At 63.2% G+C, this 13,287-nt stretch carries 11 protein-coding genes; 10 read left to right on the top strand and 1 reads right to left on the bottom strand.

Annotated elements, in window-relative coordinates; genetic code table 11:
• Positions 1-292: 292 nt before the first annotated feature.
• Positions 293-1,012, top strand: a complete 720-nt coding sequence (locus Mame_RS10315; protein WP_018062744.1) for a LuxR C-terminal-related transcriptional regulator — start codon at positions 293-295, stop codon at positions 1,010-1,012.
• A gap of 49 nt (positions 1,013-1,061) precedes the next feature.
• On the opposite strand, the gene Mame_RS10310 is transcribed toward Mame_RS10315, so the two are convergent.
• On the bottom strand, positions 1,062-2,456 hold the full coding sequence (locus tag Mame_RS10310) for a glutamate decarboxylase (protein ID WP_018062745.1): 1,395 nt from the start codon (positions 2,454-2,456) through the stop codon (positions 1,062-1,064).
• Positions 2,457-2,667: 211 nt separating this feature from the next.
• Between Mame_RS10310 and Mame_RS10305 the strand changes: the two genes are divergently transcribed.
• The 9 genes from Mame_RS10305 (at position 2,668) to Mame_RS10265 (ending at position 13,271) form a co-directional block, all read left to right on the top strand.
• Positions 2,668-3,693, top strand: a complete 1,026-nt coding sequence (locus Mame_RS10305; protein WP_033409301.1) for a magnesium transporter — start codon at positions 2,668-2,670, stop codon at positions 3,691-3,693.
• Positions 3,694-3,798: 105 nt separating this feature from the next.
• A complete protein-coding gene (locus Mame_RS10300) occupies positions 3,799-4,950 on the top strand; it encodes an alpha/beta hydrolase (protein ID WP_018062747.1) in 1,152 nt (383 codons plus the stop codon).
• Between the two features lie 102 nt (positions 4,951-5,052).
• Positions 5,053-6,501 carry a metal-dependent hydrolase family protein gene (locus Mame_RS10295; protein ID WP_018062748.1) on the top strand — a complete coding sequence of 483 codons (1,449 nt, stop codon included), beginning with the start codon at positions 5,053-5,055 and terminating at the stop codon, positions 6,499-6,501.
• A 58-nt stretch (positions 6,502-6,559) separates the two neighbouring features.
• Positions 6,560-7,348, top strand: coding sequence for a porin family protein (locus Mame_RS10290; RefSeq protein WP_018062749.1), 789 nt, complete (start codon positions 6,560-6,562; stop codon positions 7,346-7,348).
• Between the two features lie 184 nt (positions 7,349-7,532).
• Positions 7,533-7,727 carry a YtcA family lipoprotein gene (locus Mame_RS10285; protein ID WP_026173124.1) on the top strand — a complete coding sequence of 65 codons (195 nt, stop codon included), beginning with the start codon at positions 7,533-7,535 and terminating at the stop codon, positions 7,725-7,727.
• A gap of 4 nt (positions 7,728-7,731) precedes the next feature.
• Positions 7,732-8,766 carry a multidrug transporter subunit MdtN gene (mdtN, locus tag Mame_RS10280; RefSeq protein WP_018062751.1) on the top strand — a complete coding sequence of 345 codons (1,035 nt, stop codon included), beginning with the start codon at positions 7,732-7,734 and terminating at the stop codon, positions 8,764-8,766.
• Complete coding sequence (locus Mame_RS10275) at positions 8,750-10,609, top strand: FUSC family protein (protein WP_018062752.1); 1,860 nt, start codon at positions 8,750-8,752, stop codon at positions 10,607-10,609. The genes mdtN and Mame_RS10275 overlap by 17 nt, the downstream gene beginning before the upstream one ends.
• Positions 10,606-12,099 carry a TolC family protein gene (locus Mame_RS10270; protein ID WP_018062753.1) on the top strand — a complete coding sequence of 498 codons (1,494 nt, stop codon included), beginning with the start codon at positions 10,606-10,608 and terminating at the stop codon, positions 12,097-12,099. The genes Mame_RS10275 and Mame_RS10270 overlap by 4 nt, the downstream gene beginning before the upstream one ends.
• A 56-nt stretch (positions 12,100-12,155) precedes the next feature.
• The gene (locus Mame_RS10265) at positions 12,156-13,271 is read left to right on the top strand and encodes a calcium:cation antiporter (protein WP_018062754.1); all 1,116 of its coding nucleotides are present in this window, start codon (positions 12,156-12,158) and stop codon (positions 13,269-13,271) included.
• The last annotated feature ends 16 nt before the right edge of the window (positions 13,272-13,287 follow it).

The following is a 13,287-nucleotide window of genomic DNA, read 5'->3' as shown; positions in this document are numbered from 1 at the left end:
ATAGCGCGCAGAAGAGGGAACTGTCAGAACGGACAGTTGCGCGGATACAACCGGAGACACGGCAACTCACATGGTCGCAAACCTTTCCACGCGAATAAACGCCGGCATGCGTCCACTTCATTCAAGCCCCTGAGCGCCTTTGTTTTTTTTGCTCAAACGCATATTCTAGTCGTGGCGCCCTGTGGCGGCGAGACAGGAGACGGACCGATCGCGAGCACCGACTGTCAGAATTGACAGTCATCAATTTTCAACATTAGGATGCACTAATGTATAGAGAGTTTTGGGGGACACCATGCTAAAGCCGCTATCCAACGATGTCACCAGAATCGCTTTCGCCCAAAGCCTTCCGGAGGTCAAGAGCGCCTTCACACAGAGTGTGAACAGGCTGGGTTTCGTCGGCTACAACATCAGCATCAACAGATCGACCGTCTCCGAGTTCATGGAGAAGCCGACGCTGAGCACCTTCACGACGAAAGAGCTGGACACCTATGTCAACGACAGGTGGGCCGGGCGCGATCCGCTGATGGCGCATCTGGAGTTCAACAAGACACCGCTGCTGTGGCACCAGAAGAACTGGGATATGCCCGGACAAGAGGAATACTATGATTATGTCCGTTTCCAGGGCATCATGGGCGGGCTGACGCTGTCGCTGCCGGCGCTCAACGGAAAGGCCAGTGCAATTACGCTTCTGTCCATCGACCCGACGCCGCAATCGCCTGACGTGATACCGGAGGTCACGATCCTGTCGAGCGTGGCAGTGGCGCGCCTGGCCGCGTTCAAGGAAGGCCAGTTCACCGAATATGATCTCCGCCGTTTCAAATTGCTGTCGGACCTTCAGGTGGAAATCCTGAGCTGGATGGCCAAAGGCAAGACCAACAACGAAATCTCAAGCATCGTAGGGCGCACCGAACGCGCGATCGCCTACCATGTGAGCGAGATACTCACCAAGCTCGACGTCACCTCACGGGCCCAGGCGGCGGCCTTCTATGCCGCGATGGGGTTCAGCGATTGACCGGACCGACAGCGCCGCGCCTCAATGGCGCGACGGTCGCTCTGCTTACTCAGTGATGGAAGCCGGAGGCTTCTTCCTCGGAGACCGACCTGGTGATCGGATGGGATTTGAAATAGTCCACCGAGGCTTTGATATCGCGGATCAGCAGCGAGCAGAGATCGATGCTGACGCCGTTGCGCACCAGAATGCGCTGCACCGCCTGATCCTCGCAATTGGCGGGAAGCGTGTAGGCCGGCACCTGCCAGCCGCGCGAACGCAGCCTGTCGGCAAGGTCGAACAGCGTGTATTCGGTCTTCACCCCTTCCTTGAGCTTCCATGACACCGCCGGAATGCCGCGCTTCATGTCGCCGTCGAACACGATATCCACAAGCCCGGTCTTTTCCAGTTCGCTTGCCAGATAGGCAGCGCTGCGATAGCAGGCCTCATGCACCTTGCGGTAACCGTCACGGCCGAGGCGCAGGAAATTATAGTACTGGCAGACGACCTGACCGCCCGGACGTGAGAAATTGAGCGTGATGTCGCGCATATTGCCGCCGAGATAGTTGACCCAGAAGATCATCTCCTCGGGCAGGTCCTGTTCCTCGCGCCACACGACCCAGCCCACGCCAAGCGGCGCAAGGCCGAACTTGTGGCCGGAGGCATTGATCGATTTCACCCGCGGAATCCGGAAATCCCATTCAAGCTCCGGCGCGCAGAACGGCGCGAGAAAGCCGCCGCTGGCGCCATCGACATGAATCGGGATATCCAGCCCGGTGCGCGCCTGCAGGTCATCGAGCGCGTCAGCGATGGCCTTCACGGGCTCGTATTCGCCGGTAAAGGTGACGCCGAGGGTCGGCACAACGCCGATCGTGTTCTCGTCGCAGAGCTTCAGAACCTCCTCGGGCGTCATCAGCAGCCGCCCGTTTTCCATCGGAATTTCGCGGTGCTCGATATCCCAGTAGCGCGTGAACTTGTGCCAGCAGATCTGCACCGGCCCGGTGATCAGATTGGGCTTGTCGGTGGGTTTGCCCTCTGCCTTGCGTCGCGCTTCCCAGCGCCGCTTCATGGCCAGCCCGCCCAGCATCGCGGCTTCCGACGAACCGGTCGTCGAAGCCCCGGTCGCTGGTCCCTTGGGCGCGTTCCACAGGTCGGCGAGCATGCTCACGCAGCGCGCCTCGATCTCGGCGGTCTGCGGATATTCGTCCTTGTCGACCATGTTCTTGTCGATGCAGTCGTCCATCAACTGGTGGACTTCGGGCTCTTCCCAGGTCTGGCAGAAGGTGGCGAGGTTCTGGCGGGCATTGCCGTCCATCATCAACTCGTCCTTGACCGCGGCATAGACGGAACGCGGCGCGCGGGTTTTCTGCGGGAATTCCGCCTTGGGCAGAACGGTCAGGAAATCTGCAGAGCCGTAGGTTTCGTCATTCGGATCGAACAGGTCGTCTTCGGCGGATTTGTCAGCCACAGGTCTCTCCCCTAATCTGGAACCAGCAAAAGAAGTACCCAGCGGTTGACTTGGGGTCAAGGAGTGACGGTAAGCTGATACTGTCTCATGCTCGGCGTCTGCCGCGATCGCGGCTTTCGAAAAACTTTAATGCTGGCGCGCTATTGCTGCGGCGCCGATGACCGGCAAAAGCGCCGGAAGGCCTGTGACGAAGGAAATGGGGGACGACGAAATGACCGATATTGCCAGTTCCATGCTCGCGCCGGAACATCCGGTGGAAGCGATCTGGGATGCCGCGCCGCTGCTGCTTACCCCCGACCTCACCTGCCCGGAGGCGACGGATCGCTTTGCCAGCCGAAGCGGCGCTTTTCACACCAGCGCCTGCGTGGTCGATGGCGATGGCCGTCTTCTCGGCATTGTCAGCCTCAGGGACTGCCTCAACGGAAGCGGTCCCATCGAAGCGGTCATGACGACGAAGGTTCCGTCCGCCAGGCGCGGTGAAGCCGGGGCCGAACGGACGGCCTATGACATGATCGACCGCGGGATCGACATCATGCCCGTGCTGGAACGGGATGGCCGCGTGGCCGGCGTGGTTCACGCCGAAAAGGCCAACGCCTTTCTGGTCGAGGAACTGCATGAGGACGCCGATCGCTGGGTCGGCATCGCGGGCGGGGTGAAGGATGATTACTTCGATCACACCGTCTGGTCCGACTTCCGCCGCCGGGTTCCCTGGGTGCTGGCGCTGGCCGTCGCGGGCCTTGCCGCGGGCTACGTGGTCCACATCTACGAAGATGCGCTCGACGCGCTGGTGATCCTCGCCCTCTATATGCCGATGGTCGCCGACACCGGCGGCAATGTCGGCACCCAATCCGCAAGCCTTGTGACGCGCGCGCTCACGACCGGCGACGTCAAGGCGCGCGAAACGCTCTGGATATTGTGGCGAGAGACGCGCGTGTCACTGCTGATGGCCGGAACCTTGTTCCTGTTCGCCTTCCTGAAGGTGTTGCTGATCTCCAACGCCGCCGATGTGCCCGCCACGATGACGCTCGAGGGGATCGGCTTTGCAATCGCGATCGCGCTTGCCGCCCAGGTCATCTCCGCAACGCTGATCGGCGCGGTGCTGCCACTGGTGGCCGTCGCCGTCCGGCAGGATCCGGCCGTCGTCTCCGGCCCGGCGCTGACCACCATTGTCGACCTCACCGGCCTGCTGCTCTACTTCACGATCACCGCCTCGATGCTTGGTCTGGCCGTGCCATAAGGGCGCGCCATTGATTTTCGGCGGGTTCGTCCGTAGTAAAAAGCGAGGGGTCCGGCGGTGCATCTACGCGGGACGACAGATCACGAGTTATCGAGGGCAGCGACAATGCGGATCGCGGTTTATGTCGGAAACGTCATCTTTCCACAGCAGGAACTTGCAGATCCGCGCCGCGTTCTGGCTGTCACCTTGCGCGCGATCTCCCTTTGCCTGCTGCTGTTCGTCGCCGCCGGCTGCGGAAAGCGTCCCGGAACCGAAGTCCTCTATCCGCATCCCGATGCCGCCGCGCCGGCGCGGACCGTGACCATCTATGTCGCGACCACGCGGGAGCCGGCCGAAAACCGCATCGAGGGGTATACGCGGGAGCGCGAAGACGAATTAAGCTATGCCGAATTCGTGATCTCGATCCCGCCGGATCATGTTCCCGGCGAGATCGAATGGCCGCTTTCGCGCAAGGCCCGTCCTGATCAGGATTTCACCGTGCTCCGCCACACGGCGCTCTCGCGGGCCGCCTTCGACAGCCGGATCGGCAGGGCCGCCCGTGAAAGCGGCAAGGCGGCGATGTTCGTCCACGGGTTCAATGTCAGCTTCCAGGAGGCGGTGTTCCGGATCGCGCAGCTTTCGGCCGATTCCAACATATCCGGCGTGCCGATCCTGTTCTCCTGGCCGTCTCAGGCCCGCATCTTCGACTATGTGACCGACAAGGAATCCGCGACCTTCTCCCGCGACGGTCTGACGGACGTGCTGCAGCAGGTCACCGGCCAGCCGGGCGTGCGCTCGGTTCTCCTGTTCGGCCACAGCATGGGCGGCTGGCTGACCATGGAGGCGCTCCGACAGCTCAGCCTCGAGGGCGACGTCAAGGCTCTGAAAAAGCTCAACGTCATCCTGGCGGCGCCCGATATCGATGAAGATGTGTTCGCCACCCAGGTTGACGCCATCGGGCCGCTGGATCCGCCGATGATGGTGATGGTTTCGAGCGACGATTACGCCTTGCGCGTATCGCGCCTGCTGCAGGGCAACCGCCAGCGCGCCGGGCAATTCGACATCACCGATCCGGAGGTCGTGGAAGCCGCCAAGAAAATGAATATCCTGCTCCTCGACATCTCGTCGATCTCCTCGACCGATGCCCTGCGCCACAGCCGCTACACCGCCATGGCGTCGCTATACAAAGAGTTGGAAGACAATGACGACATGGTGAGCAGCGGCTTCCGTCAGGCCGGTGGACGTTTCTTCGAACCTGCGCAGGCCGCGTCGCCCTGACCGTGCAATAGGCATGAGCCGTTTCGCGATCGCCGCCTTGCAATCGCGGCGATCTTCCCAAACAATCGTCCCCAAAATTGTCACAGCCTCGGGAGGAAAAAAATGCGCGCCGGCTCCAAATACCAGCACCTTGTCCACCATGCAGGCTGTCCTTGCCACACGCCAGAGGTGATCCGGCTGAACGAGCGGTTGATGCAGGGCGTCAACCGGCGCTCGGTGCTTAAGGCCATCATCGGAGCGGCGGCGGCCAGCACGCTCGCCTCGGTCCCGGCCTTCGCGCAGGACGGCGAACGGGCGATCCTGTTTTCGAATGTCCGGGTGTTCGACGGTCTTTCCAATGCGCTTGTCGAAGGGCACAACGTTCTTGTGCGCGGCAATCGCATCGAGGCGCTGGTCCCGGTCAACGAGGATATCGCCAATGTCGACGTCATCGATTGCGGCAACCGGGTGCTGATTCCGGGCCTGATCGATTCGCACTGGCATTCGCTGCTCTGCGCCATTCCGATGCAGACCGCCATGGCCGCGCAGGTTCCCTATGTCCATCTGGTGGCCGCCAATGAATCGGAAAAGACGCTGATGCGCGGCTTCACCACGGTGCGCGATGTCGGCGGGCCGTCCTTCGCCCTGAAGCGCGCGATCGACGCCGGCAAGGCGGTGGGCCCGCGCACCTATCCATCCGGCGCGATGATCTCCCAGACCTCCGGCCATGGCGATTTCCGCATGGAATACGAGATCCCTGCCTCCGACCAGAGCAATCTCAGCCATGCCGAAGAGGCCGGCATTTCCTCGATCGCCAACGGCGTGCCGCAGGTCCTGAACCGGGTGCGCGAGCAGTTGCTGCTCGGCGCCAGCCAGATCAAGATCATGACCGGCGGCGGCGTGTCCTCGCTCTACGATCCCGTGCCGAGCCTGCAGTTCACGCCGGATGAAATCCGCGCCGCCGTGCAGGCGGCAACCGACTGGGGCACCTATGTTTGCACCCATGTCTACACCGCAAAGGGCATTCGCCGCTCGATCGACAACGGCGTCCAGTGCATCGAACACGGCCAGCTCGCGGACGAGGAGACGGTGCGGATGATGCTCGACAAGGGCATCTGGTGGAGCATCCAGCCCTTCCTCGGCGGCGAGTTCGCCAATCCGATGAGCACCGACAAGCAACGCGGCGAGCAGCAGATGATTGCCGAGGGCACGAGACGCTGTTTCGAATGGGCGCAGAAGTTCAATTTCGAGCGCATGGTGTGGGGCACCGATATCCTGTTCAACCCGGCCAAAACCGAAACGCAAGGCGCCCAGCTCGCAAGACTGTCGGAATGGTTCTCGCCGGCGGACGTGCTGAAGCTCGCGACCAGCCGCAGCGGCGAACTGCTGGCTCTGTCGGGCGAGCGCAACCCCTATGACGGTCGTCTCGGCGTGATCGAGAAGGGCGCCTTCGCGGACATGCTGCTGGTCGATGGCAATCCGCTCGATAATATCGCCCTGGTTGCAAATCCGGACAATTTCGCGGTAATCATGAAGGACGGCCGCATTTTCAAGAACAGCCTAGAGGGCTAGACAATTGGGGGCACATTTGAAGTCCGTTTTATTTGCCGTGTCGGCTTTGGCATGCCCGATGGCCCTGACCGCGGAGGCAGCCGACCTGTCGGCCGCGCCGCCCGCGCCGCAGCCGCCAGCCGTGATGGAGACGTCGGCCGAGGGCTGGCAGTTCGAGATCACGCCCTATGTCTGGATGACCGGGATGTCGGGCAGCGTATCGCCCTTCCGGCGGGCGCCCACCGTTCATATCGACAGCAGCTTCTCGGATATCCTCGAGGAACTGAATATCGCCGGTTTCGCCAATGCCTGGGGGACCAACGGCGCGTTCGGATTCTACGCTGACCTGATGTATGTCGACACCACCGCCAACGAGGCCTCCGGCCCGGTGGCGATCCCGGCTTACGGCATCACCGTGCCCGGTATAGACGTCAGCGTCGACAGCAAGCTGTTTTCCGGCGCGCTGTTCGGCGCTGTGCGGCTTGCCGAAACCGATGACTTCCGCCTCGATGCGCTTGGCGGCGTCCGCTTCGCGCATCTCACCACCGAGGTGACGGCCACAATTCCGTCGGTCCCGCTCGGCTACAGCGCGAAAAGCGAATTCGGCTGGGTCGATCCCGCCCTCGGGTTCCGGATGGCCTATGATGCCGGCGACCGCGTCAGCCTCGTCGGCCAGGCCGATGTCGGCGGCTTCTCGGTGGGCTCGGACCTGACCTGGCAGGCGATGGCCACGGTCAACTACCGGATCACGAAAGCGACCGCGCTCTCCTTCGGCTACAGATACATGTCCATCGACTACGATGATGACGGGCATGTCTTCGACACCGTCCTGCAAGGCCCGACCGTCGGGCTGAGCTTCCGGTTCTAGCCCCAGACTGTCAGCCCTAACGGTTGACAGACTTTCCTGCTATGCAGGATAGTCGTTCCTGCGCCACAACCCTCGGGGGCGGAATATAATAAAACTGGGTGCTTGCGTGCGTATAACGGGTTCAATGCTTCTCCTCATGGCGGGACTTTTCACGCCGTTTCGCGCATTCGCGAGCAGCAGTCCCGTGATTCCCTTCTTCGGCGCCTATTTCCCATCCTGGATCGCCTGTTCGCTGATCGGCATTTTCGGCGCTGTCATCGTCCGTCTGGTGTTCATCAAGATCGGGCTCGATGACGTGATGCCCGTGCGGGTGATCGTCTACCTGTTCCTGGCAATCGCCATCGGGCTTGCCGCCTCCCTCATCCTGTTCGGACGGTAGAGCCATGCTGAGCCCAAAAACCGCCGCCCTCGCCCTCATCCCCATCGTCGTCATCGGCGCAACCGCCTTTCTCGGCTGGAAGCACATGGCGCGGATGGGCGCCGACATCCTGTCGCAGGACGCCACGCTGACCGCGCCGATCACCCAGATTTCCTCGACCGTTCCCGGCCGGATCTCGGAGATCCATGTCGCGGAGAACGACAAGGTCGAGAAGGGGCAGTTGCTGTTCGAGATCGAGGACGAATCCTACCGCCTCCTCGTGGTCCAGGCCGAAGGCGACCTGAAGGCAGCCGAGGCGATGCACGAGACCCAGAAACGCAATATCGACGCAGAGGCGGCGAATGCGGAGATCGCCCTGCAACAGATCGAGCGCGCCCGCGTCAACCTCGAACTGGCGCAGGAAACGCTCGATCGCCTGCTGCCGCTCCAGCCCAAGGGCTACGTCACCGATCAGGAAGTGCAGGACGCGCGCACGGCCAAGCGCGATGCCGAGGTATCGCTCGAACAGGCCCTGCAGCAGAGCAAGGCGGCCGATGCGCTGGTTTCCTCCCCGGAAGAAACGCTGGCCCTGATCCAGAGCCGGCAGGCGGCGCTCGACATCGCCCGGCGCAATCTCGCCAACACTAAGATCTACGCCCCGCATGACGGCCGGGTGGTCGGGCTGACGACTTCGAGCGGCCAGTTCGTGGCCTCCGGCGCGCCGCTGTTCACGCTGGTCAACACCGGCGAATGGTACGCTTCCGCGCTCTACCGGGAGGCCGAACTGGAAAAACTGCCGGCAGGCACCTGCGCCTCGGTCTATGTGATGGCCGACCGATCCGTCGAGATCAAGGGCGTGGTGCAGGGCATCGGCTGGGGCGTCATCTCCGGCGGCGCGATCGATATTCCGAGCGCCCTTCCCTATGTGCCGAAGGAACTCGACTGGGTCCGGATCGCGCAGCGCTTTCCGGTGCGCATCAAGCTTATCGATCCGCCGGAAAACCTGATGCGCATCGGCGCATCCGCCTCGACAGTGGTTCGCCATGGCGAGCACTGCTGAACGCAGCGACTTCAGGCGGCGGTCCCACCGCCTGATCGAGGACCTGATGCCGTTTCCGGGGCGGCTCAGGCTGTCCCTGTCGATCGGCGCGATCTGCGCGATCTCGACCGTGCTGTCGATGATGTACCATTTTCCGGAAGCGGCGATCGGCTGTTACCTCGTGATCTTCCTGATGCGCGCCAACGCCGCCGAAAATGTGGTCACTGGCATCGGCATCATCATCGCGGTGAGCCTCGTGGTGTTCCTGCTGATCGGCATCATCAACCTCACCATCGATTTCCCGCCGGCGCAGATCGCGGCGATCGTGATCGCCTCGTTCATCTTCCTCTATCTCGATTCCGCCACCAAGGCCGGCGAGCAGGCCGGTATCGTGGCCCTCGTCATCGCCTTCGTGCTGACCCTGCTCGGCAATGTGCCGATTGGCGAGATCGCGACCCGGGCCGTGCTCTACGCCTGGGCGATGGTGTTCGTGCCGATGGCGGTAATGGCGGTCTACAACCTCCTTTTCGGCATTCCGCCGCAAAAGCTGCTGCGGGAAGCCATCGCCGAGCGGCTGGAGCAATCCGCCAACGCGCTCGAAGGAAGAGAGGACGCCCGCGAAAAGCTGATGGACCTCATCGGCGAGGGAACCGCCGAACAGGAAAAGCGGCTTCTGCTGATCAAGCTGCTCTCCATCCTGCGCGGTCGGGCCTATGAATTTCTGGAGCGGACGCACTCCCACAGCTATCGCCTGATGCTGGCCGTCTCGGCCCTGCCGGAGGAAGACCCCGCGCAAGATACTGGCCCGGCGCGGCAAGGGCTTGCGGCTGACTGCCGCGCGCTTGCCGCGGCGGTGCTGGCCAGGAAGGACCTCCCCGAACCTGAACCCGCTGCCGACCTGCCGGTGGAGTTTGAACCGGTTGCCGGCGCACTCGGCGATATCAGCCGAGTCGCACCGCTTGAAAAGGGCGCCCCGGTGGACGATCCGCCAGTCGCGCCCGACATCTTCTCCCATCCGCGCCACCTGCATTTCGCGCTGAAAACGACGCTGGCGGCCGTCACATGCTTCTTCATCTATACCGCGATCGACTGGCAGGGCATCCATACGGCGATGATCACCTGCTATGTCGCGGCGCTCGGCACCACCGGCGACACCGTCCACAAACTGGTGCTGCGGATCACCGGCTGCCTGATCGGCGCGTTTTTCGGCCTGATCGCCATCCTGTTCGTGATCCCGCAGCTTGATTCGGTCGGCGGACTGGCCTTCCTGATCTTCGCCGTCGTGTCGCTTGCCGCCTGGGTTTCCACAGGCAATGAGCGCATCTCCTATGGCGGCGTGCAGATCGCGCTCGCCTTCCTGCTGACGGTAATCCAGGGCTTCGGCCCCGGCACCAGCCTGAGCGCCGCCAGCGACCGCATCGTCGGAATCCTGCTCGGCAATGCCGTGGTCTATGTGATCTTCACCAATATCTGGCCGGTCAGCGTCAAGGACGAGGTGAAGCGGCGCACGGCGGCGGCGATCGCCAAGCTGAAATCGCTCGCAAACGCGGACCAGCCGGTGCGCCAGGCCTCCACCGGGCTCGTCGCATCGATCCAGACCGACCTCGGCGTTATCCGGGAAGCGGTTGACATGGCCTCCTATGAACCGCGACATATGCGTCCGGGGAAAACCGAGCGCGAAACCTATCGTCGCGACGCCGCCATGTTGGAGGATTTGTCGCTGGCGCTTTATTTCAGGCCCGTGGTCGATGATGAGACACGGTCGCGGCTGGCTGTTGCGGAACGACGCATCGATGCGGGGGAGACCGCCGCAACGGAGGAAACAGCCGGGATGGAACAGGCGGGAACGGGAGAGAGCCGATGAGACGACATCTGATGCCTGCCCTCGGCCGCGGCGCGTTTCTCGCTATGATGCTGGCGCTTTCCGGCTGCGTGGCCGACACGCTCGCGCTCGCCCCGCAATCACCCGACGCGCAATGGCAGCCCGGTGACGGCGATTCCGCCGGCGAGATGCGCCGGCAGGCCGAGGCAAGCGGCGCGCTGGCGCTCACAGCGCCGGCGGTGGACGAAAGCCGGCTCTACAGCCTGCCGCAACTGATCGATCTCGCCCAGCGCAGCAATCCCGATACCCGCGTCGCCTGGGAACAGGCCCGGCAGGCAGCGCTCGCCGTCGGCATGGCGGAGGCGACCTATCTGCCGGTGATCACCGCCAATGTCATCGGCGGCAGCAACGAGAATGCCGCCGAACTGCCGATACCGATCGGCGGCAATGCCTATTTCAACTCCAATATCAACGGCGTCGTGCCGTTCATGGCGCTGCAGTGGCTGGCCTTCGATTTTGGTGGCCGTAGCGCGGTGGTGGAAGGGGCGAAGCAATTGTCGCTGGCCGCCAACTACCAGTTCAACGCCACCCATCAGCGGCTGATCTTCGAGGTCACCAGCGCATTCCACGATTACAACGCCGCCCGCGCCCACAGCCGCGCTGCCGGCCAGGCGCTTGCCAACAGCCGCACGGTTTACGACGCGATCAGGGCGCGGCGCGAGCGCGGGCTCGCCACCTCGGTCGACCTTGCCCAGGCCGAGCAGATCGTGGCGCAGGAGGAGTTGCGCGTGGTTCAGGCGCGCGGCAGCGAACAGGATACCTATCAGGCGCTGCTTGGGGCGGTCGGCCTCTCGCCGATGACCAAGCTGAAGATCGAGGACACCAAGGATCGCAGGCTTCCGCGCGCCTCCAGCATGCCGACCGAGACGATGATCGAAATCGCGCTCGCCAACCGTCCCGATATCTTCGCAGGCTATGCCGCGCTTGAGGCGAGCCGTCAGGGCGTCAAGAAGGCGAAATCCGATTTCATGCCGAAGATCGGCGTGTTCGGAACGCTCTCCACCTATGAGACCCAGCTCGACGCCGCCGGGCTGCCCGCGGTGGAAAACAACGGCCTCAACGGCAACATCATGTTCGGCGCCACCATCCCGCTCTACGATGCCGGCATGCGCGACGCCAATCTGAAGCAGGCCCAAAGCCGGGTCGAGGCCGCCGAGCGCAATTTCGACCAGTTGAAGGATGCCGCCGCCCGCGAAATCGTGGTCGCCTCCAATGCGCTGACAACGGCGATCCAGGCCAATGATTCCGCCGTCAAGCTGCGGCAGGCGGCCTACAAGACATATGATTCGGCGCTCGAATCCTACCAGAACGGCGTCGGCACGGTTTCCGCTCTCGCCACGGCGCAAAACGGCCTGCTCGACGCGCGGCTCGCCGAGGGCGATGCGCGCGAGGCGGCCTTCACGGCGGCGGCCAACCTCGCCTTCGTGCTCGGCACATCGACCAGCGCGATACCGGCCGGGACGCCACGATAACAGAAAGCCAGTTCCGGCATTATGACCGGAACAGACAGCCGAGAAGAGAGAAACCCATGCACGCCCGCAATTCGATCCCCCGGTGGAGCCTGTTGCTGCCGATCGCCGCCCTCGCATGGGCCGCGCTTGAGATCACCGGCGTGCTACACGACACCGCCACGGTGTTCGTGTTGCCGGCGATCCTGCTTCTCGGCGGCTCGGTGTTCGCCTCGGTGCTGCATGCCGAGGTGCTGGGCGCCAGGCTCGGCGAGCCGATGGGCTCGATCATCCTCGCCTGCTGCGTGACGCTGATCGAGGTCGCGCTGATCATCTCGATCATGCTCTCCGGCATCGAGGGCGGAGAAGAGGTCGCACGCGACACGGTGTTCGCCGCGGTGATGATCGTGCTGAACGGTATCATCGGCCTCTGCCTCGTGCGTGGCGGCCGGATTTATCACGAGCAGAGCTTCAAGCTGCCCGCCGCCTCGGCCGCGCTCGCCGTGCTCGGCACGCTCTCGACGCTCGCCTTCGTGCTCCCCAATTTCGCGATCTCCGGCGCGGACAGGCAGTATTCCTGGGCGCAGCTTCTGGTCATCAGCCTGTGTTGCCTGACGCTCTACGGCGTATTCCTGTTCGTGCAGACCGTGCGCCATCGTAACTATTTCGTCGACGACGCCGATGGTCCTGCGCCGGAGGGCGAAGAAGGCTTCTTCCCCGAACACCCCGAAAAGCCATCGGCACGGATGACGGCGATCAGTGCCGTCATGCTGCCGGTGTCGCTGCTGGTGGTGATTCTGCTCGCCGAGGCGCTGTCGCACCCTCTTGACCTCGCCATCACCTCAGCCGGCCTGCCGCATGCGCTGGTGGGTGTCGTGATCGCGGCGCTCGTGCTGTTGCCGGAAGGCATTTCCTCGGTGCAGGCGGCGGCGAAGAACCGGATCCAGCAGAGCATCAACCTGGTGCTGGGTTCGGCGCTTGCCAGCATCGGCATGTCGATCCCGATCGTGGCGCTGGTGTCGATCTTCATCGGCCAGCAGCTCACCCTCGGCCTCGAGCCGGAACAGATGGTGATGCTGCTTCTGACCCTGTTCGTGAGCACGCTCACGCTCGGCACGGGACGGACGACGGTGCTGCAAGGCGCGGTGCACCTCGTCATCTTCGTCGTCTTCGTCCTGTTGACGCTGGTGCCCTGAAAACGGAGTGAATGCA

This window comes from Martelella mediterranea DSM 17316 (genome assembly GCF_002043005.1).
Lineage (GTDB): Bacteria > Pseudomonadota > Alphaproteobacteria > Rhizobiales > Rhizobiaceae > Martelella > Martelella mediterranea.
This window is presented reverse-complemented; position numbering and strand designations above follow the sequence as displayed.

Coding starts and splice junctions, on each gene's coding strand:
- Mame_RS10315 (WP_018062744.1), top strand. CDS start 293: ATGCTAAAGCCGCTATCCAACGATGTCACCAGAATCGCTTTCGCCCAA.
- Mame_RS10305 (WP_033409301.1), top strand. CDS start 2,668: ATGACCGATATTGCCAGTTCCATGCTCGCGCCGGAACATCCGGTGGAA.
- Mame_RS10300 (WP_018062747.1), top strand. CDS start 3,799: ATGCGGATCGCGGTTTATGTCGGAAACGTCATCTTTCCACAGCAGGAA.
- Mame_RS10295 (WP_018062748.1), top strand. CDS start 5,053: ATGCGCGCCGGCTCCAAATACCAGCACCTTGTCCACCATGCAGGCTGT.
- Mame_RS10290 (WP_018062749.1), top strand. CDS start 6,560: ATGGCCCTGACCGCGGAGGCAGCCGACCTGTCGGCCGCGCCGCCCGCG.
- mdtN (WP_018062751.1), top strand. CDS start 7,732: ATGCTGAGCCCAAAAACCGCCGCCCTCGCCCTCATCCCCATCGTCGTC.
- Mame_RS10275 (WP_018062752.1), top strand. CDS start 8,750: ATGGCGAGCACTGCTGAACGCAGCGACTTCAGGCGGCGGTCCCACCGC.
- Mame_RS10270 (WP_018062753.1), top strand. CDS start 10,606: ATGAGACGACATCTGATGCCTGCCCTCGGCCGCGGCGCGTTTCTCGCT.
- Mame_RS10265 (WP_018062754.1), top strand. CDS start 12,156: ATGCACGCCCGCAATTCGATCCCCCGGTGGAGCCTGTTGCTGCCGATC.